A 22,386-nucleotide genomic window follows, 5' to 3' on the forward strand; every position below is an offset into this window, starting at 1 on the left:
CAGAATAAATTTAAGCTCTGGTTTAAACGCCTGGGTTGGGCAGGTTTTTTTTTCTTTCTTATTAAAGGCTTGTTATGGCTAATCATACCTTACCTGATTACCAAGGGAATTTTGAGCAAATAATTGAATCTTTTCATTGATAAGTTTGCACCTGTAAACCCAATTTAAGGACATTTTTTAACTTTTAAAGCCGGACCTTCTGATGTCAGATTGCGTTTATGAGCCTTGGGGCGGTCCGGAATCAAATACCTGAACACCTGATGAATTATTATTTTGCTTATGGTCTTTCTCTAGTAACTGATATTGTTTTTCCTGAACTTCATATAATTGCCCCAACTGAAAACCCGGATATAAGCGTAGTTATCGGAACAATCCCCTCAGCATATACAGACACGAAAAAAGACAGTGAATCAACCATTAGTTTTGATTCAGACAACTATTTTCTCAATATTATAAACGTGGGTGGCTATTATGTTACTTCTGGCAACCACGTGATTATTGAACCCGCCGCCAATGCCGATATGAAAGAAGTGCGGCTGTTTTTTTTGTCAAATGCAATGGCGGCCATTTTGTATCAACGCCAGATGATACCTATGCACGCTTCTGCCATTTATGATAACGAAGGCATAGTATTGTTTCTGGGAGACTCCGGAGCGGGGAAGTCAACCACGGTAGCTTCGCTTCAGGCAAAAGGCTACAGAATATTTTCTGACGATGTATGCGTACCAGTGCCAACTCCTGACGGCATAAGCGCCTATGCTGCCTACCCGATGATGAAACTCTGGAAAGACAGCTTTGACCGGGCCAATATTGGTGATTATGAGGAAGAACTCAGGATAAGACCAACCATGGATAAATACGGCAAATTGTTTAACGAATCATTTGATACCAGGCCGATGAGAATCAAGCGGATTTTTGTTCTGGAAAAAGAAGATACCGGCCATCTGGAAACCAGGCAGGTTATGGGTATTCAGGCATTTAAATATCTGCAAAATTATGCCTACCGGCTTCAGTACATTGAAGGCATGGGGGTATTAAAAGACTATTTTCAGGTAATTAGTTTGCTTTCAAATCAGATACCTACAACCGTAATAACTCGCCCGAACGAAGTTGACACACTGGATACCATACTTGCATATATTGAAAACCTGCTTGAAGAAAAACATTAAAGCCTGACAATAAAATGATTAACGTGTTGTGATAGATGCTTAAATTAATTATAATACTTTTATATACCGTATTTGTAACTCATTTTAAGACCCGGATACTTTTTTTTAAAATTAACATTTCACCCCTATGGCACCCTATTCAGTAAGCACCAGGAAAGTAAAAAAAAGCTGGCAAACGCCTTCTTTTGAAAAAATTGAGCTACAGACCAAGTCAGGTATCAAATCATTGGCAGGTCTGAAATTGCTAGACCCCGATGCCATCAATTATTAAAAACCGGCAGGTGGTTTACGTTTCTCTTAATATCGGGGGCTGGGTTCTGCCCCCCGGCACAAACCTGATCATCCATAGGTTAGCTTTCAATAAGCCCGTTTGTTAATTCTGCCTTAGACCTGCAACTCCTTAGCCCTGCCCTCTGTGGGCAGTCATTTTCTGGCTAATCCAACTATCCTTAAATTTTACCGTTAGTTGATATTTTCAGACGTATCAGCCTATTTCATTTTTTTAATACTTGAAAGAAATCTATTTTCGTTTGTCAGAATCCACCTGCGCACTCAATCACTCAAACAAAGATTTATGATCAAGTTTTTCTTTCTAGTATTTGAGAGTTTCCGTTTTGCCGCTCAGGCATTGCGGGCCAATCTGTTTCGTACCATGCTCTCGTTAATGGGAGTAACCGTAGGTATTTTTTCAATTATAGGGGTACTGACAATGGTGGATTCGTTGGAAGCCAACATCAAAAGCAGCCTTAATTCAATAGGTACCAATGTAATATATGTTCAGAAATGGCCCTGGCTTTTTTCTAACGGAGACTACCCCTGGTGGAAGTACTTTATGCGACCCGAACCCAAATATAACGAGTATAAATACCTGAAGGAAAATCTGGAACATGCCCAGGCAGGCGCCATGATGGATTTTGCAGGTAATGTTACATGCCGCAGAGCAAACAATAGTATTGATGCCCTTTGCCAGGGTATTACCTACGAATTTAACGAGATAACCGAGGTACCAATTAATAATGGCCGCTACTTTGCTCCACAAGAGATTGAGTCTGGCAAAAATGTTGCTGTGCTGGGCGCTGAAATTGCCGAAACTTTATTCCCTGACACCGACCCGATTGGTAAAACCTTTAAAATGAAAGGTCAGAACATTGTTGTGATTGGTGTGCAGGAGAAAAAAGGAAAACAGATTGCCGATTTTGGTGGTGAGCCAGACCAGAAAGTGCTGATACCTTTTCTGGCGCACAAAAGGATTTTCTCGTCTGGTGAACTGACAGGCGACATTGTTTTTAAAGGATATGACTCCGACGAAGGGCTTTATGAACTGGAAGGAGAAATAACCGGATTGTTGCGTACCAAACGCGGCCTGAGACCATCGCAGGAAGACAGCTTTGCGCTGAACCGCCCGGAAGCAGCAGCAGCCATGCTAGGGCAACTATTCGGAACGATACGTGTTAGTGGCATAGCCATCGGTTTTTTTGCGCTTCTCATAGGCGGCTTCGGTATAGCCAATATCATGTTTGTAACCGTAAAAGAACGAACCAATATTATAGGCATACAAAAATCGCTTGGTGCAAAAAACTACTTTATACTTTTCCAGTTCCTGTTCGAATCCATATTTCTTTGTGTAGTGGGCGGGTTGTTCGGTCTCTTACTGGTGTATCTCATCAGTTTCTTGCCATTAGGCTCACTTGATATTATTCTGAGTTACCGCAACATTGTTTTGGGGCTGGTGGTTTCCAGTTCTATCGGTATACTTTTCGGTATTATACCTGCCTGGCAGGCAGCCCGACTAGACCCCGTTATTGCCATTAGAAGCAAATAAAAGGTAAAATCTTGATGCCTTGTCAGACGAATGAGTAATTTTGTGAATTCAAAATTACTCATTTTTGTAATGGCCATCATTCTAAGTATTGAAACTTCTACCAAAGGCTGCTCAACAGCTATCCATCAGGACACCCGTTTATTAGCGCTCAGCGAGTTGTTTCATGAGAAATCGTCGTCCGGTATGCTCACCACACTGGTGCAGCAGGTAGTAAAAGTTTCTTCTTTGAGCTTTGACGATATTGATGCCATTGCAGTTGCCAAAGGCCCGGGTTCTTACACAGGCCTGCGCATAGGTGTTTCTACTGCCAAAGGCTTATGTTTTACGCTAGACAAACCCCTTTTAGCTATTAACACCCTTCAGGCAATGGCCTGGCAGGTGCATCATGTGGCAAAATCAGTTGGCAATGATAACCCACCACTACTTTGCCCTATGCTTGACGCCCGGCGCATGGAAGTGTACTGCGCTTTGTACGAAGCAAAGAGCCTGGAGCAGGTAACTGCTACCGAAGCAAAAATAATAGATGAGACATCTTTTGAAGAGATATTAAAAACGCGCAGAATTGTTTTCTTTGGCGATGGCGCTGCTAAATGCCAAGCAGTGCTGGGTAAATTTCAGAATGCCATTTTTCTTAACGAAACAATTAACCCATCTGCAAAAGCCATTGGCGAGCTCGCTAATGATGCATTTCTTAAGCAGGAATTTGAAAACGTGGCCGACTTTGAACCGTATTACCTGAAAGAGTTTATGGCTACCACGCCTAAAAAAGCCTTATAAACCCAAAGTGCCACAGCTATACTTTTGCATAACTGTGGCACCCTGTAAATACCTGCAATAACTTTTATTTTCCGCCTTTCAGAATAGACTGGTATCTGGGCATATCTTTAAATAATTTAATTGCTTCCTGCACTTCTTTGTCTCTGTCAAACGAAACAAACTTCATGGCTTTCTGATAATAATAGCGGCTTAGAATCTCGGCCTCCAGCTGTTCTTTAATATCAGCTTTATACTTTATTAAATCTTGCTGCTTGGTCTGGTTTATTTTTTCTCTCAACAATTTCAGGCTCTCCTGCACTGCATCAAGGCTGTTTTCTTTTCTGGCAGATGCCTCCAGGTTATCCAGGCTCTTTTCCATTGAGGTGGCATAGGTAAAGTTTCTGGTTTTCAGCCAGTTTGTGAAATCCTGATATTCAGCATCTTTCAAAGAAAACTTCTCTTGCGGTTTAGCAGCCACATGCTCAAAGTAGTATTTGGTGGCGTAGTCAAAAATCATGTTCTTCAACAACAGATTAGTTGTTATTGACGCCATCTGAGGTACTTCGGTTTTAATATCAGGGTCAACACCGCCACCATCATAAACCGTGCGGCCATTTTTTGTTTTAAACGCAGTTTTTAAAGAATCGGGCACCCTGCCCACACTACCATCAGGGTTTCTGTGGCTGTAGTCAAGCGCCTGAATACAACGTCCGCTCGGAATATAATATTTGGCCGTTGTAATTTTCATTTTGGTGTTGTAGGTCAGGTCACGGGTGGTTTGCACCAGCCCCTTTCCAAACGAGCGTTGCCCCAGAATTACGGCACGGTCGTAGTCCTGTAAAGTACCACTCACAATCTCAGAAGCAGACGCACTAGAACTATTAATAAGTACCACCACAGGTATTTCAGTATCCATTGGGTTTTCCATTGAATTAAACTTTTTGTTCCATTCAGCCACTTTTCCTCTGGTTTCTACAATGAGCTGGTCCTTAGGAAGAAAAATGTTACAGATTTCAACAGACATATTCAGCAAACCTCCGGGATTACCCCGCAGGTCGAAGATTAATTTTTTCATACCCTGCGCTTTCAGGTCGGTAAAAGCGGCCTTTACTTCTTTTGCTGCTGTGGCAGTAAAATCAGTTAGTTGTATGTAACCCACCTCATCGCTGATCATACCCGAGTGCGGCACGTTCAGGGTTTTTACGATATCCCGCCCCACTGTCAGGTCAACAGGGGCATTTTGTCCATAGCGTTTAATTTGTATTTTTACAGTTGTGCCGGTTTGCCCTTTCATCAGGCGGCCCATATCTACATCTTTGCGCGTAACCACATCAACCCCGTCTATTTTCAAAATCTCATCACCTATTTTCATACCGGCTTTATCAGCTGGCGAGCCTTCGTAAATCATAACCACCAGGTGCTTGTTGTTCTGATGCGACACCGTTGCGCCAATACCGTTATACTTACCGGTGGCCAGGGTCATATAGTCTTCAATGTCATCTTCCGGATAAAAGTTGGTGTAAGGGTCAAGCTGTTTCAGCATTGACTCAATACTCACTCTCATGGCCTTATTTGGGTTGATTTCGTCTACATAGTAGGCATTCAGCTCTTTAAACATGGTGGCGAATATGTCCAGATTCTTGGCTATCTCAAAATACCGGTCGTCAATCTTAAATGCCACAAAAGGTATGGCCAGCAAAAGGATAATCACAACCGATAACTTACGTAAACGTTTCATTGCTTAATAATTTTTAAATTTTTTATTCATCTCCTTCCATTCACAATATTACCGATAGGCTAACGAAAAAATCAGAAAAAAGGTATTCGCCAACCCTTAAATCGCTGAATCAGGGTGTGGGTTTACCATAGGTTTTTGCCGTAAAACTAAGTTTCTTTTGGGGGGCAGTCTGTCTTTTTACAATATACAGGTTGTCGAAATCGGTTTCTTCCAGGTCTTTTTTCAAGGTATCCTGCTCAAACAGGCCATTGGCAATATGCCTTACCGTATTGCTGTGCCCAACTATAAGCACGTTTTTGCCTTCAATATTTTTCAAATCTTCAATAAAAGGTTTCTGTTTGCGGGGGTCATACTTTTGTATGCTCAGTTGCATGGCATCTGCCAAAGGTTGAGCAGTTAAAGATGTACGCTGATAACTGGTAGCATAAACCGCCGAAATATTTTTATCGGCCAGAAGTTTTTTTAACGTTTCGGCTCTTTCCTGCCCGGCTGCACTCAGCACAGGGTCTGCAGTATCATCGGCTTTTTCGCCATGCCGTACAATGTAGTAAGTTGACTGAACAGAACGCTGGCAGGCCGATAAAAACAGCACAATAAAAAGCAGGTAAAAATAGTTTTTCATAATGTGTATCAACAGGTCAATGGGCTGAAAAACACCCGGTTTTAATTAAAAAATCAGGCTCTGATTAATTGTATTCTGCTAATAATCATTAGCTTATAAATTTCGATTTGTAGATAAAAAAGTGTAACTTTACAACTAATTTATGTTAATTATTAGTGAATATCAAGCATCTATTTTAAGATATAACTAATTTATTGATAGTCAATTGTTTACTAAAACTAATTATGACAGAAAATCAAGAAAACACAGAGCCACAAAACTCAAAAGCAAATTATGGCGCGGAGAACATCCAGGTACTGGAGGGGTTAGAAGCAGTAAGGAAACGTCCGGCCATGTACATCGGTGATATTGGTATAAAAGGACTTCATCATTTGATATGGGAGGTAGTTGATAACTCGATAGATGAAGCGCTCGCCGGCCATTGCGATACAATAAAGGTAACAATAAACGAAGATAACTCAGTAACCGTAAAAGATAACGGCCGGGGGATACCTACCGGTATGCACCCCAAAGAGAAGAAGTCGGCGCTTGAGGTGGTTATGACCGTACTACATGCCGGTGGTAAATTTGACAAAGATACCTACAAAGTTTCTGGTGGTTTGCATGGTGTGGGGGTATCGTGCGTAAATGCCCTTTCTACGCACCTGAAAGTTGAAGTACACCGCGAAGGCAAAATATTCGAGCAGGAATATTCAATTGGCAAGCCTTTGTATCCGGTGCGTGAGGTAGGCGAGGCAAGCGACAGAGGAACGACCGTTACTTTCAAGCCTGACGCAAGCATTTTTACCATTACTGAATATAAGTATGAAACAGTAGCGAACAGGCTGCGTGAGTTGTGTTTCCTGAATAAAGGAATCACAATTATTCTGACTGACCTGCGCGAAAAAGACGAAAGCGGCAATTTTAAAGCAGACACTTTTTATTCTGAGGGTGGTCTGGCAGAATTTGTAGCTTATATAGACTCAGGCCGTGAGCGTCTGATTCCCGAACCTATATTTATGGAAGGGAGTAAAGACGGTATCCCGGTTGATGTTGCCATGCTTTATAACACCAGTTACAGCGAAAACGTATCTTCTTTTGTAAACAACATTAATACCCATGAAGGGGGTACTCACGTTTCGGGCTTCCGTATGGCGCTTACCCGTACGCTGAAAGGCTATGCCGAGAAATCGGGCATATTGGCAAAAGAAAAAATCGAAATTAGTGGTGATGACTTCCGTGAAGGCTTAACTGCCATTATTTCAGTAAAAGTTCAAGAACCACAGTTTGAGGGGCAAACCAAAACCAAACTGGGTAATAGCGAGGTAACATCGGCCGTTAGCTCTTGTGTTGCTGAAATGCTTGAAAACTATCTGGAAGAACACCCGAAAGAGGCTCGCATGATAGTAGACAAGGTATTACTTGCTGCCAAAGCACGTATTGCAGCCCGTAAAGCACGCGAAATGGTACAGCGCAAAAACGTATTGGTTGGAACCGGATTACCGGGTAAACTGGCCGATTGCTCGGAGTCTGACCCATCTCTTTGCGAAGTATATCTGGTTGAGGGCGATAGTGCCGGTGGTAGTGCCAAACAAGGCCGTAACCGGGCGTTTCAGGCGATTCTGCCTTTGAGAGGTAAAATTCTTAACGTTGAAAAAGCACAGGAATACCGTATTTACGAAAACGAAGAAATTAAAAACATTTTTACGGCGCTGGGTGTACAGATTGGTAAAGATGGCGACGAAAGGGCTTTAAATACAGATAGGTTGCGTTACCACAAAATCATTATCATGACCGATGCCGATATTGATGGCAGCCACATTCGTACCCTGATTCTAACGTTCTTTTACCGCTACATGCGCGCATTGATTGAGAGCGGATATATTTATATTGCACAACCACCGTTGTATCTGGTTAAGAAAGGGAAAGAAGAGGTTTATTGCTGGACAGAAGAGCAGCGCGAACGTGAGGTGAAGCGTCTGGCTGGTGCAGGCCGAGAAGACAGCGTGGGTATTCAGCGCTACAAAGGTCTGGGAGAGATGAACCCCGAGCAGCTATGGGAAACAACCATGCGCCCTGACAAACGTACTTTGAAACAGGTATCTATTGAATCGGCAGCAGAGGCAGACCATCTCTTCTCAATGCTGATGGGCGATGAAGTAGCCCCTCGCCGCGATTTCATTGAACGCAACGCCAAGTATGCAAGAGTTGATATTTGATGTTTATTACCATAACAGGAAAAGGCCGGATTCCCGGCCTTTTCCTGTTATATAGAATATCATTATTTTAATTACACCTCCCCTACACCATCAGTAATTGCCATCCGGTAAGAAACGAGTTTCTGCCCAAACTCAGCTTCATAGGCCTGCTCCATATCGGCGAGAAATGTATCAACCGCCTCTTTTTTAATCAGGTTAATGGTACAGCCTCCAAAGCCTCCGCCCATCATTCTTGAACCCACAACAGCTTCGTTTTCCAGGGTTTTTTCTACCAGAAAATCCAGCTCCGGACAGCTTACTTCATACAACTCACTTAGCCCCCTGTGGGTCTCATACATTTTCTGTCCGAAAGATATAAAATCGTTATTCAGCAAATCTTTGCAGGCCTGCTCAACCCTGTTTATTTCTTCAATTACATATCGGCATCTGTTATAGACAATCCCGGGCAATTTATCGGCCTGGCTTCTGAGCATAGCAATGCTTGCATCCCGCAAACTATTTACCTGAGGGAAAGCCTGCTGTAAAATACTGATACCCGCTTCGCATTCTGCCCTGCGTTTATTATATTCGGTGTCACCCAAGTTATGCTTTACGCCCGTGTTACATAAAACTATGGCGTACTCAGTGGTTTCAAACGGAAAATACTCGTAGCTTAAATCGCGGCAGTCTAGTTTGATAACGGCTTTATCTTTACCATGAATAGACGCAAACATATCCATAATACCGCAATTAACCCCGGCAAAATTATGCTCGGCCTGTTGTGCTGCCAAAGCCAGGTCAATTCTGGCAAACCCAAGGTTATACAATTGGTTCAGTGCATAGCCAATGCCACTTTCAATAGCCGCAGAAGAAGATAAACCACCTCCAAACGGCACATCACCCCCAAATACAACATTTACTCCGAAGGGTATCTCAGCTCCTTTTTTACCCATTTCGGCCATCATCCCAATCAAGAAATTCGCCCATCCCTTCTCAGATTTATCCAATGCATCTAACGAACACTCGTAGGTATCATCTAAATCGTATGAAAAAAGCCTCACCTGCCGGTCTTCTCTTTTAGAAACTGCGTAGTAAATGGCCTTATCTATAGCCGCCGGTAGCACAAAACCATCGTTATAGTCGGTATGTTCACCTATCAGATTAATGCGCCCCGGGGCGCGTACAAGTATGTCTGGAGATTGGTTATATAAGTCTGAAAACTTTTGTCTGATATTTTCTGAATACATTTACTGATTGGTTTCTGTCTCTATTGGTGTTTCTTCTGATACAATTTCTGTGGGTGCGTTCTGCTGTGCAAACAAATTTGCTTCTTCAGACCCATTCTCTTCAATTTCAAAAAACATTTTATGAATGTTGATCGGTTGGTCATCTGGTGTGAGCGAGCATTTTACTTTTGAATACGAACCATCTTCCTGCAATTCGTAAGCGTTTACGTTGTCGCGCAGGTTATAATACAATATTTCAATGGCATGTTTTTTAACTTCATCGTCTACGAGCTCAAACATGGACTCTATCCGCTTATCAAAACTACGCACCATGATATCGGCACTACTTCCATATACCCTTGGCTCGCCGTTGTTATGGAAATAAAATATACGGGCGTGCTCAAGGTATAAACCTACCACCGAGCGCACCGTAATGTTTTCGCTGAGATGCTGACGCCCCGGGCGCAAGCAGCATATACCTCTGATGATAAGCTTGATTCTGACACCCGCCTGCGACGCTTTGTATAGTTCATCTATAATATACCGATCTTCAAGCGAATTAAGTTTGATACAAATACCGCTTGGCAAGCCCTGCTGCGCATTTGATGCCTCGTTTCTGATTAGCTCAATCAGGCGGCGGCGCATATCTCTTGGCGAGGTAATCAGATACCGGTAATCAACGGGCTGTGAATGCCCCGTAATAACATTAAAAAACTCTGAAATATCTTTGGTGTAAGCCGGATTAGTGGTTAACAGGCCAATATCAGTATATAACCTGGCCGTATCTTCATTGTAGTTGCCACTGGCCAAATGCGCATACTGCACAACACGGTTGCCTTCTTTGCGCACAATCAACATCAGCTTGGTATGTGTCTTATACCAGCCAATACCATAGATAACGAAACACCCGGCTCTTTGCAGGCGTTCGGCCTCTCTGATGTTGTTTTCCTCGTCAAAGCGGGCTTTTATTTCAAACAGCGCCGACACGTGCTTGCCGTTCTCGGCGGCCTTTAACAATGCCTGCGTAACGCGCGACTTTTTGGCCAGGCGGTAAATTGTCAGCTTTATAGCCAGTACATCGGGGTCTTCGGCAGCTCTTTCCAGCAATTGCAATACGGGCTCAAAATTATTGTAAGGGTGGTGTAACAGTAAATCCTTTTCACGTACCACCTCAAAAATATCGTTATTCTTTTCTTTTAGTCTTTTAGGGGATACAGGCGGATGGATAGGTTCCAGTTCTTCCTGAAACTCCGGATGGCGGATAATCTGCCAAAGACAGGTGTAGTCAATCAGACACTCGTCAACAAAAATATTATACTTGTCAATTTCCCACCGTTTCTGCAAAATATTTACCAGCCATTCGTTGGCATTGGCTTCTATCTCCATATACACCACACGGCCCAGCCGACGGCTTTTAATTTTCTGTTTTATTTCGTCTACAAAGTCTGACTCAATGTCATCAGACTCCTCCAGTGTAAAGTCGCCATTACGCACAATTCTGAAAAGGCTTACCGACTGAATCTCTACGTTTCGGTACAGTTTCTTTATCTCATGGCGAACAATCTCTTCAATTGGCAAAAAAAGCAATTCATCGTTTCTCTCAATGGTGTAGAAACGGGGCAGATTACCTGGAATCTGTACAAAAGATATCTTTTTGGTTTCGCTGTCTTCTGAAAACAGTGTAGAACGGCTTGAATCAGTTACCACGCCAAATATAAGCGTTTTGGCAATTAGCACCGGAAACGCATGGGTGTGGTCAAAGAGCATCGGTGTAAGCATCGGATAGATGGTGTAATCAAAGTAATCCACCACCTCTGTCAACTCATTGCTGGTAAGGTCGCTAATTTTTACTACCTGAAACTTGTGGCTCTTGAACAAGGGTTTCAGTTCTTCATCAAAGATTCTGTCTTGTTCCTGACAAAACTGCCTTACTGCAGATAACAACGCCTTACGAAAAGGGATTTCTCTTAACCCCGAATAATCTATACGTTCTTTATGGTAATCAAGGTAATTATACAAACTACCCAATCTGATGGTAAAGAACTCATCAAGATTGGAAGAAGTAATGGCCAGAAACTTCAGCCGCTCAAAAAGATTCAGGTTGCTGTCGCGGGTCTGGTCAAGCACACGTTCGTTGAATTTAAGCCAGCTCAGGTCACGGCTTATATAGTTAGACTGCTCAATGCTGTCGGCATACCGACTGATTTTTGATTCAGGAATAGCACTGCTTTTGTCGTCGCTTTTATTTGAAGTTGACCCCACTAATCCATTTAAAAATGAAAAAAGGCTACCCTTTGAGCCCCGTTCATTTGCTTTGCCTTTATTCATATCGTCCATTGCTTCAATAACAGAATGTGTCTTGCGAAGTACGTCAATTATAGCAAAAAATTCAAGTATTTAACAATAATTTAATAGTTTTATACCATTTTTTTACCCGCATCTGCACATTTTATTTGAGCGGTCAGGCATTCAGTTTCTTCCAGAGCATATCCTTTATTCCGCTTGCCCGGCGTCTTGAGATAGGCAGCATTGTGCCGTCGGCCAGGCGCACTTCTTTGGTGTCTCTTTTCCAGTTCAGTGCTTCCAGATAATTCAGGTTTAGTATATAAGATTTATTGATTCTTACAAAGTAAGTGTGTTCTTTGAGCACCTCATCAAAAAACTTCAGATGGAAGGCAGACGTAAACTTGTTGTTTCGTGTATGAAAGGTGGTATAATTTATGCTGGCTTCCAGATAAATGATTTCTTCGGGTGATATACTTATCCGTATACCATTGATCATGATGTAGAGGTTCTGGGCAACATGCTGGGTTTTAGACAGAGCGGGTTTAAAGTGTTTCATAATTGTTGGTTTTATATGCCAAATTTCAGCAGATGTACAAAAACAAAAAATCCCCAATTCTGGGGATTTTTTGCTACATGGCTACAAAACAACTAAACTAAAAAAATTAAAACCCCGAAAAACAAGCTACTTAATTAACATTATTCCTTTTATATAAAATATAAGGAAAAAGCTCTTAATAAAATTCTGTACGATTAAAACTGCATACAGTATGGTATCGTTTTTATAGGGTACAGAAAGGGCATAAATATAATCAAAAATAATAATGCTTGAGTATATCAGAAAAACACCTAATACAAGCCAGCTTTCAGTAAGGCTGAAAAGCCTTTTGTTGATATACCTTTTGGCAAGCATAAAAAGGCCTAGCCCTGACAAAAAGGTAAGGTAAAGACTGTTTATGAGTGTGCCATAGCTATTATAGTTATTAAAACCCTGCCCCAGAAAAGAATTATAAACAGAAAACCCCACAAAGGCCAGACATAAAATGTAAACAGTTACGTTTATCCATTTCAGCTTTATAACGCCTCTCAGATAAAAACTCAAAACCACAAACTCAAGGGCTATAAACCAATAATCCAGAAAAAGGTTGTTGCTCAGGGTAATGGCTGTTATAGCATAAACTATTTCGAAAAAGGCAGTAGACAGGGCATAAAGCAAAAAGAACATCTTATGCCCTGTCCAATAACCACCTTTTTTTAGCATCATCCAGCATATTAACAGCCAAATCACATCCTGTGACCATCCGGAAAACCGATATAATCCTAGTGTAAAATCCATGCTTTAATCAGGGAGTCCTTACTGATGGTGGTGGAACTTTCTGGTTGCCGCCGCCGCCGCCGCCCATTTCATTATCAAAAGGCTGCCCCGGAATAGTAAGAAAACCTACAACGTTATCAACCGTTAAAAACTCAGAATTACCATCTTTTTTAAACTGGAATGGCAAAATCTCAACTGTATATTCTTCTTCATTAACTCTTGGCTTAGCTCTTTCTTGCAACGAGCGCCCCTCTTTTGAGCTTAGTTTGCCAATCATAAAACTTACGTGATCAATATTCGGGTGGTTCTTCCTAAGATAGCTTATCAAGATCTCCATCTGGTCAAGGCTAAGGTATAGACCCTCCTGTCTTGTTTTTTCTGTACCATTTGGCCCTTCATCCAAATCAACGTAGGTGTGTCTTTTCACTCTTTTTAATGCGGCGGAATCTCTTTTTGCAGGATCTCCATTTTGTTCGGATAGGTCTTCTTTAGTGGTTAAATCTCCCATTTTAATTGATGTTTTAGGAATTGAATAAAATATTGCTTCTCAAAATTTGTAAGGTTTTTCAGGCTGTTTTCAAAATCACCCGGTTGCCAGGGTAAACGCACTACCAATTCATTTCATTACTGATTCTCTCAAGTATCGGGGCCATTGATTCAAACCTGTCGGCTCTTTCAATATGGTTGATGATCCAGTTATCGTTAAAACCAAATTGGTTGTGTGGATTCCTTACTTTTGCGGTCGTAATAATGGTGGTAATCTTGTTATTCTGGCCAAGAAAATATATATAGGTATCGGCATCCATACCCAAAAGGGTTTCAATTTTCACACCCGAGTCCGCAAAAGTCCCTCGGGTACCTACATTCAGAACTCTGTAACCTTTAGAAACCCTGGTTGCTGCCGCCAAAGATTTATTAAAGTTTATTTCATTATAAAACGAATCGCCTTGTGCATCAGGCAAGGCTTCCACATGTTTTAGGAAAGCACGTATCAAATCATCAGAGGTCTCGTTAAAAAAGACATTTGACAAATATATTTTATCGTCATTATTTAGGTTTGGCCTATTGTTCGTCAGTAATGTTATAGTGTATTTTCGTCTTGGTCCTGAATCCGAATCATCAATTTTACCTTGCCCGTAATATCTTTCATAGGTTATATAAAAACCATTTCCCTGATTAATTGGCCAAGGGTCGTTGATGTGAATCCAGGATATGTTACAATTATCTGGCAATAGTGCCGTTTTCTCTACTTTGTCCATCACCACCAGATGAGACTGCGTATTGCTGTTCAGCTTATAATCATAAATAACTGGTTTTGAGTCTTCAAGCAATTGCTTTATCTGATGCAAACCCAACGAACCCTCTGTAAAACTTGTGTAACCAGAAAGATGTTCTGCCGTGAAATAGGCCATATCGGCATCAGGTATGGTGGTTGCCCGATACGGATATTCATTCAGCCCGATAGCATTGTTTCTAAGTTTTATAAATTCCTCCTGGCTTTTGGGTTCATCATCAAGGGCTAAAGATACCATAGCCAAAGATGCCGCCCAGCAAGAATTCATATCAGTTTGTGGTATAAGTTTCACTTGTTTTCAATCAATAATCGTTAGTCAATAATAAGCCGGGGGCATCAGGCACCTTTTAAACCAGCCGCATTGAGAGCGCTTTTACAACTGCTTCAGGCGCCGAATTGACGTGCAATTTCTCATAAATGTTTTTTATATGGGTATGTATGGTGTTAAAACTTACATTACAGGCATCGGCTATCATTTTATAACTCATGCCTTTCACCATCAGCTGCAAAACTTCTTTCTCGCGCGGTGTCAGCGAAACGTAGGTTTGCTCTTTCATCACAAACTGATTCTGAAACATGGCCAGCACCTTGGCAGCAATGCTGGGGGTTAAATGAGACCCACCGTTGTAAACGTCAAAAATAGCTTTTACATAATTTTCTGGCTTGGGAGTCTTTAAAATATATCCGTTGGCGCCTGCGCAAATAGCAGCAAACACTTTGTCGTCATTTTCAAATACCGTCTGAATCAAAACTTTTACATCACTATTCACTTTTTTGATGGCTATCATCGCTTCTATGCCCGACACCTGCGGCATCTGAATATCCATCAGCACCACATCAGGCTGGTGCCGGCTCACTAATTTTACAGCATCAGTTGCTTCGGGGTAGGCACCTGCCAACCTTAGTCCGTCTGTACCCGAAAGGTACAGCGAAAGACTTTCTCTGAGGTTTTTATTGTCTTCAAAAAGTAGTACACTAATCATTATTAAAACACTTTAACCCCATAATTTTATAAATCAATTGATTTTATGGCTATAAATATTTCTGTAAAATTACGGGGTATTTTGTTTCGCGTAAATCCCCAATTATGGTGATACCACCCCTAAATTGTTATTTCAATCAGAACTTCTGTACCCGTTTGCGCACTTGATTGCACAGATACATTCAAGTCATACTCCTGGCTGCGGTGTTTAAAGTTTTTGAGTCCGTTACCTTCAAAAATCTCATTTACATTAAAGCCTTTGCCGTTGTCGCTTACTTGTATTTTTACCATCCCCTGGCCTCTGGTTACCTGGCACGACGCATGCGTGGCCTGCGAATGCTTTGAAATATTATTAATAGCCTCTTTATAAATCAGGTAAATATTACGCCGTTGTTCCATCGGGAATATATCCCTTTTCCCGTCAATCAGCAACTCAAAGTTAAACGTTATACCGCGGGCTGTCAGCATCTCAACACCAAAAGAACGCATTCTTTCAAATAGTTTTTCGGTAGAATCATTTTCAGGATTTATGGCCCATACGGTATCTCGCATTAACAAAACTGTCTCTTCTGAATTATCAGTAATCTTATCCAGAATGGGCAGCAAGTCCGGATTCTGCTTGATAACCTTCTTGCGAAGCAACTCAATGAATATGGCAATTGAGTTAAGGTTAGAGCCGACCTCATCATGGAGGTCGGAGGCTATCTGGTTACGGATATGCTGTAGCTTGAGTTTCTGGCGAAGGTCATAGATAAAAAACAAATAGAAGCCCGCGCCGAAAATCAATAAAATGTAAATAACAATAGATGGCCAGAACCACCATTTTTGCCAGAAAGCCTGGTTTTTATTAATACTTACCTGCGCCGCCGCCACCACCCTCTGTTTGTTATCTACCGCCTTTATCTGCAAGTGATAATTACCGCCCGGCAGGTTCTGATAATGAACCGACGGGTAGTTGCTCCAGAACCAACTTTCAGACATGGGCCTGATACGGTAGAAATACCTGATTGAATTGCCTTTTACCGGATTTAACTCAATGACCAGGTTTTCGTCAGGCGCAGAAATAGAAATACCAGAGCCCGGTTTATATGGATATACCTGCCCGTTTATCAGCACTTGTCTGATAGAAATCTGAGCATGAGTAGATATACTAAGTAGCAGTATAAAAAATGCTGAATATGTATATTTTTTAAACAAAACCGGATTAATAGGTAACCGAAATACCTAAAAAAAGACAATTAATCCAAATCATCCACAGAATTTCTTTAATAATTACAGAAACAAAAACGGCCATCGGGGAAAATCCTCAATGGCCGCTCTGGTATATAGGTAACAAGTGTTATACGCCTAACAAAATTCTGGTTGGGTCTTCTAACAATTGTTTTACTCTCACTAAGAAACTTACTGAATCTTTACCATCAATGGTGCGGTGGTCATAACTTAATGCCACGTACATAATTGGACGAACCACGATTTCGCCATTCACAACTACTGGTCTTTCAACAATATTGTGCATACCCAGAATAGCCGATTGCGGCGCGTTAATGATAGGCGTAGACAACATTGAGCCAAAAATACCACCATTGGTGATAGTAAAGGTACCACCTGTCATTTCTTCAATAGTCAGCTTGTTGTCTCTTGCTTTTACAGCCAGACGAACAACCTCTGATTCAACACCTGCAAAACTAAGTTGTTCGGCATTTCTGATTACCGGCACTACCAGGCCGCGTGGTGCTGAAACCGCAATGGCGATATCGGCGTAGTCGTTATACACAATTTCATCGCCGTCTATGTAGGCATTCACTACCGGAAACTCTTTCAAGGCAATGGCACACGCTTTGGTAAAGAACGACATAAAGCCAAGACCAACACCGTGAATCTCTTTAAATTTATCTTTGTACTTGGCTCTCAGATCCATAATAGGTTTCATATCCACCTCATTGAAAGTCGTAAGCATGGCTGTTTCCTGTTTTACGGCCACCAGACGTTTCGCAATGGTTTTACGCAGGCTTGTCATTTTTTCTCTGCGCGATATTCTCCCTTCAATACCAGACGCCACCGGAGCAGGTGCAGCAGGCGCTTTAGCAGCCGGTGTGGCAGGAGCTGAACTTGGTTGTGGTGCAGGTGTTGCTTTCAATGCATCTTCTTTGGTAATGCGGCCACCAACACCGGTACCTTGTACATTGGCGGGATCAATACCCTTTTCGGCCAATACTTTGGCAGCGACCGGCGACGGATGCCCGGCCGCATAGCTATTACCGGCCTCAACAGGTGCTTGCGCTGCGGCAGCAGGTTGCTGAGCAGCAGCTGGTGCCGGTGCTGAGCTTGCCGTCGCGCCTACGGCTATTCTGGCAACTACGCCACCGATAGGCACTACGTCACCAGCTTGGGCAACTATGGTTAACACTCCGCTCTCTGGCGATGGCAGTTCAAAAGTGGCTTTGTCTGATTCCAGTTCGCAAATCACCTCGTCCATTTTCACACTGTCGCCGTCTTTTTTGCTCCAGGAGGCTATGGTAACTTCAGAAATTGATTCACCTACTGCCGGTACTACCACATCAATGGTTTTTGATGCCGCAGCGGGTGCAGGTTCAGCAGCCGGTGCAGGAGCTTTCGCTTCTTCTTTTGGTGCTTCTGCCGGGGCAGGAGCCGCCGCAGCCGCAGGGGCGCTGTCTTTAGTATTGTTATTAGAATCTTCAATTTTGCAAATCAAAGCTCCGATTGGCAACGTTGTACCTTCGGCTGCTATAATTCTTAAAATACCGTCGGCTTCTGCGGGGAGTTCAAAAGTGGCTTTGTCAGACTCCAGCTCACAGATTACCTCGTCCATTTTTACAAAGTCACCATCTTTTTTTGTCCAAGAAGCGATAGTTACCTCGCTTACTGATTCGCCCACCGAAGGGACTTTCATTTCTATTGCCATAACTTGTTTATTGCTAAGTTATTGATATCGATATATTTATTTTTCTTACGGTTACTTACTTGTTAAACGCTTTCTCAACAATTTCGGCCTGCTCTTTTGCATGTATTTTGGTATATCCTGTGGCAGGTGATGCGCTCGACTTGCGGGCAATTACATTACCTACACCAATTTGAGGAAACTCCCGCAACACAAAAGACCAGTAGCCCATGTTTTCAGGTTCTTCCTGTACCCATATTACCTCTGGCTTTTTGTATCTGGCCAGATGTGCTTCTATCTGTTTGGCAGGGAACGGGTGCAGTTGCTCAACACGGATAATGGCTACGTCGGTACGTTGTTCTTTTTGTTGCTTATCTAACAAATCGTAATAAACTTTACCGCTGCACAATAATACGCGTTTTACCTTTTTAGGGTCGGCAAAATCGTCACCGATAGTCTCCTGGAAGCGCGTACCCTCGCCAAAGTCTTCTATTTTAGAAATAGCCATTGGATGGCGTAACATAGACTTGGGCGACATGTGGATACATGGCTTACGGAATGGTAATGCTACCTGACGGCGCAACATGTGGAAGATATTGGCAGGCGTTGTACAGGCACATACATACATGTTGTACTCGGCAGCCAATTGCAGATAACGCTCAGGGCGGGCATTTGAGTGCTCAGGCCCCTGGCCTTCATAACCATGTGGCAGCAACAAAACAAGGCCGTTCATGCTGTTCCATTTTGATTCTGAAGCGGCAATAAACTGGTCAATCATAATCTGCGCACCATTCGAGAAATCACCAAACTGTGCTTCCCAGATAACAAGCGCATTCGGGTTAGCCATTGAGTAGCCATACTCAAAGCCCATTACACCGTATTCAGCCAGAAGCGAATTGTATATTTCAAATTTACCCTGATTTTCGTCTATATGGGCCAGATTGGTATATAGCTGGTTGGTATCGGCATCATGCAACACTGCGTGGCGGTGCGTAAACGTACCACGTTGTACATCCTGGCCTGTAATACGCACTATTCTGCCTTCGTCAAGGATGGCGCCATAGGCCATTAACTCACCAACCGACCAGTTAAAGGGCTTCTCCTGCGCAAAAATGGCACGTCTTTCATCCAGTACTTTTTCAATCTGCTTCAAAGGTTTGAAACCATTCGGCACATTTGATAAAGCCTTCCCGATTTTCTCAATAGTAGCCGTTGAAATACCTGTAACCGGCGATTGCTCAAAATCTTCAGGCACTGAGCGACGCAGTTTTTCCCAGTCTTCTTCCAGTTTTGGTTTCTGATAAGGCAGTTGCTTTTGTTTTACTTTGGCAAGCAGGTCCTGCAATTCGCCTTCAAATTGTTTTTTCAGTTCTTCAGAGAATTTTGCATCTGCCTCTCCACGTTCCATCAATTCCTGCAGATAAATCTCTCTGGTGTTCGGGTGGGTATCAATCACCTTATACATGGTTGGCTGGGTCATACGCGGTTCATCAGATTCGTTATGGCCGTATTTACGGTAACAAATCATGTTCACGAACACATCGCGGTTAAATTCCTGACGGAATTCGGTAGCCAGTTTCATGGTATAAACCACTGCCTCGGGGTCATCTCCGTTTACATGGAAGATAGGCGCATCGATAATTTTGGCGATGTCGGTACAGTAGATAGACGAACGGGCGTCTTCAAAGTCGGTTGTAAAACCAACCTGGTTATTAATTACAAAATGAAGCGTACCCCCGGTATAATAACCCGGCAGGTTAGACATCTGCGTTACTTCATATACAATGCCCTGACCGGCAACGGCCGCATCACCATGAATGATGATAGGCAGAATTTTGTCATAAATATCGTCACGGTCGTTTGGTTTCACGGCCGCTTTCTCGTAGTGTGCATCGGCTCTGGCACGTGCATAACCTGTTACCACCGGATTAACGGCCTCCAGGTGAGAAGGGTTAGCCATCAATTTAAGGCTCACTCTTTTTCCTTCCGGGGTTTCTACCTGGCTTGAATACCCCATGTGGTATTTCACGTCGCCGTCTGTATAGGCATCCAGCTGAATGTTTTCTTCAAACTCATTGAAAACCTGCTCGTAAGGCTTTTGCAGAATATTGGTCAGTATATTCAAACGGCCACGGTGCGCCATACCAATTACCACTTCTTCTACTCCCAGTTCGGCGCCACGGTTAATGGCAATGTCTAGTGCAGGAATGGTAGATTCGCCGCCTTCAAGCGAGAAACGTTTTTTACCCAGGAATTTGGTGTGAAGGAAATTCTCAAAATTTACGGCCTCGTTCAGTTTTTCAAAAATCCGGAGTTTCTGCTCACGGGTTGGCGTAAAGTTCAGGTACTCCTGTTCAATTTTCTTACGCAACCAGTTTTTAGCCTGGCGGTCGCGGATATATAAATATTCAAAACCAATTTTGCCCAGATATACTTTTTTAAGTGCATCAACAATTTTGCGCAAAGAGGCGGCTTCACCAAAAAGCTCTACTCCGGCCTCAAAAACTGTATCCAGATCTGCATCAGACAAATTAAAATCGGCCAGGTCAAGCATTGGCTTGCGGTCTTTCCGCGGCCCGATAGGGTTTATTTTAGATAGCAGGTGCCCGCGAGAACGGTACCCTCTGATGAGGTGCACCACTTCCATTTCTTTGCGTGTGTGCTCTGCACTGGCAGATGTTATACCGGCAGGTTTGGCAGCTACTCCGTTAGTGCCGTTCGATTGTCCGTTTCCACTATAAGCCTGATGAAACTCAAAACCTTTGAAGAAATTCTGCCAGCTTTCGTCAACAGAAGTAGGATCTTGTTTGTATTGTTGGTAAATAGCGTCCAATGCGGCTACGTCAGCATTGGCGATGTACGAGAATTGGTCCATTGAGAATTTTAAAATTATTAAATGCTCGTTTCGGAGAACGATAATATTTAGTCGTAAAACCGCATAAAACCTGCTCTGGTGAGGGGAAAATCTTAAACTAACCGTGTCTTCAAACCCCCACTTGCCAAAACGCTACAAAGTTACAGTAAGGTATTCAATAAAATAACAATTTTTTTACTAAAATCATTGTCTTTCGGATGAAAGAAAACAGAATAGTTACATTTGATATGAAAACAATTTTCAGTTCCTGACTTTCAGTGTTTCAATGCGCCAACAAAGCCCATGAAATAAATAAAAATCCCTCCGGAAAGAGGGATTTCATATTAATAGTATTTCATGCGACTGCAGCTGCCGTATTCGCCCAAAAACTCATAACGGATATACAGCTGAAAAATACCTCTCTGCTGGAAAATCTCCTGCGATGCCGAACCTGAATAAGCCAGCGGTCTAAAATCATAAGACCCGCCCAGACGGAAACTCTCACCCAGTTGAAATTCTGCCATTGGTACTATTTTATTTACCTTTCTACCCATGTGTGTTTCTGCTCTGTATAATAGGCCCAGGCCTATCTGCTCGTTCATCCATACCTTCGCTGTCAGAAAAACACCTGGTTTTTCACCTTTGCTGGTTTCCAGCGTACCGCTAATGTTGAGCATTACGTTTTCTGGTTCTCCTACCGACGCCCCAATCATGGTATAAACCGGTTGTTTGCTGTTATACAGGCCATCGTTTATCAGTAAAACAGGTTTAGAAAGGCCTACAAAAAACTGTTTGGTAGCAAGCATACCTCCTAAACCCAGATACGGGAACATTTGTTTGACACCAGTGCCGGATAATATAACGGGCTGATAGATGAATCCGGCGTTGGCGCCTACAGAAACCGTAAGCCCGTTTCTGAACTGCTCGCGATAGGCATAAGACAACTTGGCGCCGGCGTTATCAAAACCACTTACATTACTGTTATACGCCTGCAAACCAAGGCCCCCTTTGCCTTGCTGTATAACGCCATCCATAGAAAAAAGCTGATAAACCTGCTGAGGGCGCAACGTACCATTAAACTGGTTACCAAACATACCATTGAGGCTGAAAGTCTCCCGGGCTCCAGTCATGGCAGGGTTTAAAGCAAGAAAATTAAATTGAAACTGCTCTTCAAGTATAGATTGCGCCCTAACCATAGTAGCCATGGGTAAGAGCATTAAAAAGAGGTATTTTCTCATGAATTGCCTTT

The 22,386-nt window shown here is 42.6% G+C and carries 18 protein-coding genes; 5 read left to right on the forward strand and 13 right to left on the reverse strand.

Annotated elements, in window-relative coordinates:
- Nucleotides 1-260 precede the first annotated feature (260 nt).
- The 4 genes from MB380_RS16675 to tsaB all read left to right on the forward strand — a co-directional run bounded on the left by MB380_RS16675 (nucleotide 261) and on the right by tsaB (nucleotide 3,768).
- On the forward strand, nucleotides 261-1,169 hold the full coding sequence (locus MB380_RS16675; RefSeq protein WP_253528203.1) for a hypothetical protein: 909 nt from the start codon (nucleotides 261-263) through the stop codon (nucleotides 1,167-1,169).
- Between the two features lie 127 nt (nucleotides 1,170-1,296).
- Nucleotides 1,297-1,440 carry a hypothetical protein gene (locus tag MB380_RS16680; RefSeq protein WP_253528221.1) on the forward strand — a complete coding sequence of 48 codons (144 nt, stop codon included), beginning with the start codon at nucleotides 1,297-1,299 and terminating at the stop codon, nucleotides 1,438-1,440.
- Between the two features lie 303 nt (nucleotides 1,441-1,743).
- Nucleotides 1,744-2,991, forward strand: a complete 1,248-nt coding sequence (locus MB380_RS16685) for an ABC transporter permease (RefSeq protein ID WP_253528224.1) — start codon at nucleotides 1,744-1,746, stop codon at nucleotides 2,989-2,991.
- Nucleotides 2,992-3,060: 69 nt separating this feature from the next.
- Nucleotides 3,061-3,768 carry a tRNA (adenosine(37)-N6)-threonylcarbamoyltransferase complex dimerization subunit type 1 TsaB gene (tsaB, locus tag MB380_RS16690; protein WP_253528227.1) on the forward strand — a complete coding sequence of 236 codons (708 nt, stop codon included), beginning with the start codon at nucleotides 3,061-3,063 and terminating at the stop codon, nucleotides 3,766-3,768.
- A 64-nt stretch (nucleotides 3,769-3,832) separates the two neighbouring features.
- On the opposite strand, the gene MB380_RS16695 is transcribed toward tsaB, so the two are convergent.
- Together MB380_RS16695 and MB380_RS16700 are read right to left on the reverse strand one after the other, a co-directional pair.
- On the reverse strand, nucleotides 3,833-5,485 hold the full coding sequence (locus MB380_RS16695; protein ID WP_253528230.1) for a S41 family peptidase: 1,653 nt from the start codon (nucleotides 5,483-5,485) through the stop codon (nucleotides 3,833-3,835).
- Between the two features lie 109 nt (nucleotides 5,486-5,594).
- Complete coding sequence (locus tag MB380_RS16700) at nucleotides 5,595-6,107, reverse strand: phosphoglycerate mutase family protein (protein ID WP_253528233.1); 513 nt, start codon at nucleotides 6,105-6,107, stop codon at nucleotides 5,595-5,597.
- A 224-nt stretch (nucleotides 6,108-6,331) separates the two neighbouring features.
- On the opposite strand from MB380_RS16700, the gene gyrB reads away from it, so the two are divergent.
- Entirely contained in the window at nucleotides 6,332-8,305 is a 1,974-nt protein-coding gene (gene gyrB, locus MB380_RS16705) for a DNA topoisomerase (ATP-hydrolyzing) subunit B (protein ID WP_253528236.1), read from the forward strand.
- Nucleotides 8,306-8,376: 71 nt separating this feature from the next.
- Here the strand turns inward: gyrB and galK are convergent, their stop codons facing one another.
- From galK to MB380_RS16760, 11 genes are all read right to left on the reverse strand, one after another.
- On the reverse strand, nucleotides 8,377-9,531 hold the full coding sequence (gene galK, locus MB380_RS16710; RefSeq protein WP_253528239.1) for a galactokinase: 1,155 nt from the start codon (nucleotides 9,529-9,531) through the stop codon (nucleotides 8,377-8,379).
- Nucleotides 9,532-11,838 carry a polyphosphate kinase 1 gene (ppk1, locus tag MB380_RS16715; protein ID WP_409014712.1) on the reverse strand — a complete coding sequence of 769 codons (2,307 nt, stop codon included), beginning with the start codon at nucleotides 11,836-11,838 and terminating at the stop codon, nucleotides 9,532-9,534.
- Nucleotides 11,839-11,971: 133 nt separating this feature from the next.
- Complete coding sequence (locus tag MB380_RS16720) at nucleotides 11,972-12,352, reverse strand: LytTR family DNA-binding domain-containing protein (RefSeq protein ID WP_253528258.1); 381 nt, start codon at nucleotides 12,350-12,352, stop codon at nucleotides 11,972-11,974.
- 126 nt (nucleotides 12,353-12,478) lie between these two features.
- Nucleotides 12,479-13,129 carry a hypothetical protein gene (locus tag MB380_RS16725; protein WP_253528275.1) on the reverse strand — a complete coding sequence of 217 codons (651 nt, stop codon included), beginning with the start codon at nucleotides 13,127-13,129 and terminating at the stop codon, nucleotides 12,479-12,481.
- Between the two features lie 7 nt (nucleotides 13,130-13,136).
- Nucleotides 13,137-13,616: a hypothetical protein gene (locus tag MB380_RS16730; protein ID WP_101725902.1), complete on the reverse strand. Its 480-nt coding sequence runs from the start codon at nucleotides 13,614-13,616 to the stop codon at nucleotides 13,137-13,139.
- A gap of 100 nt (nucleotides 13,617-13,716) precedes the next feature.
- A complete protein-coding gene (locus MB380_RS16735; RefSeq protein ID WP_253528278.1) occupies nucleotides 13,717-14,670 on the reverse strand; it encodes a papain-like cysteine protease family protein in 954 nt (317 codons plus the stop codon).
- A 79-nt stretch (nucleotides 14,671-14,749) separates the two neighbouring features.
- Nucleotides 14,750-15,385 carry a response regulator transcription factor gene (locus tag MB380_RS16740; protein WP_101725904.1) on the reverse strand — a complete coding sequence of 212 codons (636 nt, stop codon included), beginning with the start codon at nucleotides 15,383-15,385 and terminating at the stop codon, nucleotides 14,750-14,752.
- Nucleotides 15,386-15,504: 119 nt separating this feature from the next.
- Nucleotides 15,505-16,581, reverse strand: a complete 1,077-nt coding sequence (locus tag MB380_RS16745; RefSeq protein WP_253528281.1) for a sensor histidine kinase — start codon at nucleotides 16,579-16,581, stop codon at nucleotides 15,505-15,507.
- Between the two features lie 142 nt (nucleotides 16,582-16,723).
- Entirely contained in the window at nucleotides 16,724-18,307 is a 1,584-nt protein-coding gene (gene odhB, locus MB380_RS16750; RefSeq protein ID WP_253528290.1) for a 2-oxoglutarate dehydrogenase complex dihydrolipoyllysine-residue succinyltransferase, read from the reverse strand.
- A 55-nt stretch (nucleotides 18,308-18,362) separates the two neighbouring features.
- Nucleotides 18,363-21,158 carry a 2-oxoglutarate dehydrogenase E1 component gene (locus MB380_RS16755; protein WP_253528300.1) on the reverse strand — a complete coding sequence of 932 codons (2,796 nt, stop codon included), beginning with the start codon at nucleotides 21,156-21,158 and terminating at the stop codon, nucleotides 18,363-18,365.
- A 323-nt stretch (nucleotides 21,159-21,481) separates the two neighbouring features.
- Nucleotides 21,482-22,375 carry a PorP/SprF family type IX secretion system membrane protein gene (locus MB380_RS16760; protein ID WP_253528303.1) on the reverse strand — a complete coding sequence of 298 codons (894 nt, stop codon included), beginning with the start codon at nucleotides 22,373-22,375 and terminating at the stop codon, nucleotides 21,482-21,484.
- Between the last annotated feature and the right edge of the window lie 11 nt (nucleotides 22,376-22,386).

This window comes from Emticicia sp. 21SJ11W-3 (assembly GCF_024138715.1).
GTDB lineage: Bacteria > Bacteroidota > Bacteroidia > Cytophagales > Spirosomataceae > Emticicia > Emticicia fluvialis.

What these genes read in the sequence shown, in the direction of transcription:
- MB380_RS16720 (WP_253528258.1), bottom strand. Translation starts at nt 12,352, where the DNA reads ATGAAACACTTTAAACCCGCTCTGTCTAAAACCCAGCATGTTGCCCAG.
- MB380_RS16760 (WP_253528303.1), bottom strand. Translation starts at nt 22,375, where the DNA reads ATGAGAAAATACCTCTTTTTAATGCTCTTACCCATGGCTACTATGGTT.
- MB380_RS16735 (WP_253528278.1), bottom strand. Translation starts at nt 14,670, where the DNA reads ATGAATTCTTGCTGGGCGGCATCTTTGGCTATGGTATCTTTAGCCCTT.
- odhB (WP_253528290.1), bottom strand. Translation starts at nt 18,307, where the DNA reads ATGGCAATAGAAATGAAAGTCCCTTCGGTGGGCGAATCAGTAAGCGAG.
- MB380_RS16680 (WP_253528221.1), top strand. Translation starts at nt 1,297, where the DNA reads ATGGCACCCTATTCAGTAAGCACCAGGAAAGTAAAAAAAAGCTGGCAA.
- MB380_RS16685 (WP_253528224.1), top strand. Translation starts at nt 1,744, where the DNA reads ATGATCAAGTTTTTCTTTCTAGTATTTGAGAGTTTCCGTTTTGCCGCT.
- MB380_RS16700 (WP_253528233.1), bottom strand. Translation starts at nt 6,107, where the DNA reads ATGAAAAACTATTTTTACCTGCTTTTTATTGTGCTGTTTTTATCGGCC.
- ppk1 (WP_409014712.1), bottom strand. Translation starts at nt 11,838, where the DNA reads ATGAATAAAGGCAAAGCAAATGAACGGGGCTCAAAGGGTAGCCTTTTT.
- MB380_RS16755 (WP_253528300.1), bottom strand. Translation starts at nt 21,158, where the DNA reads ATGGACCAATTCTCGTACATCGCCAATGCTGACGTAGCCGCATTGGAC.
- MB380_RS16730 (WP_101725902.1), bottom strand. Translation starts at nt 13,616, where the DNA reads ATGGGAGATTTAACCACTAAAGAAGACCTATCCGAACAAAATGGAGAT.
- galK (WP_253528239.1), bottom strand. Translation starts at nt 9,531, where the DNA reads ATGTATTCAGAAAATATCAGACAAAAGTTTTCAGACTTATATAACCAA.
- tsaB (WP_253528227.1), top strand. Translation starts at nt 3,061, where the DNA reads ATGGCCATCATTCTAAGTATTGAAACTTCTACCAAAGGCTGCTCAACA.
- MB380_RS16740 (WP_101725904.1), bottom strand. Translation starts at nt 15,385, where the DNA reads ATGATTAGTGTACTACTTTTTGAAGACAATAAAAACCTCAGAGAAAGT.
- MB380_RS16695 (WP_253528230.1), bottom strand. Translation starts at nt 5,485, where the DNA reads ATGAAACGTTTACGTAAGTTATCGGTTGTGATTATCCTTTTGCTGGCC.
- MB380_RS16675 (WP_253528203.1), top strand. Translation starts at nt 261, where the DNA reads ATGAATTATTATTTTGCTTATGGTCTTTCTCTAGTAACTGATATTGTT.
- MB380_RS16725 (WP_253528275.1), bottom strand. Translation starts at nt 13,129, where the DNA reads ATGGATTTTACACTAGGATTATATCGGTTTTCCGGATGGTCACAGGAT.
- gyrB (WP_253528236.1), top strand. Translation starts at nt 6,332, where the DNA reads ATGACAGAAAATCAAGAAAACACAGAGCCACAAAACTCAAAAGCAAAT.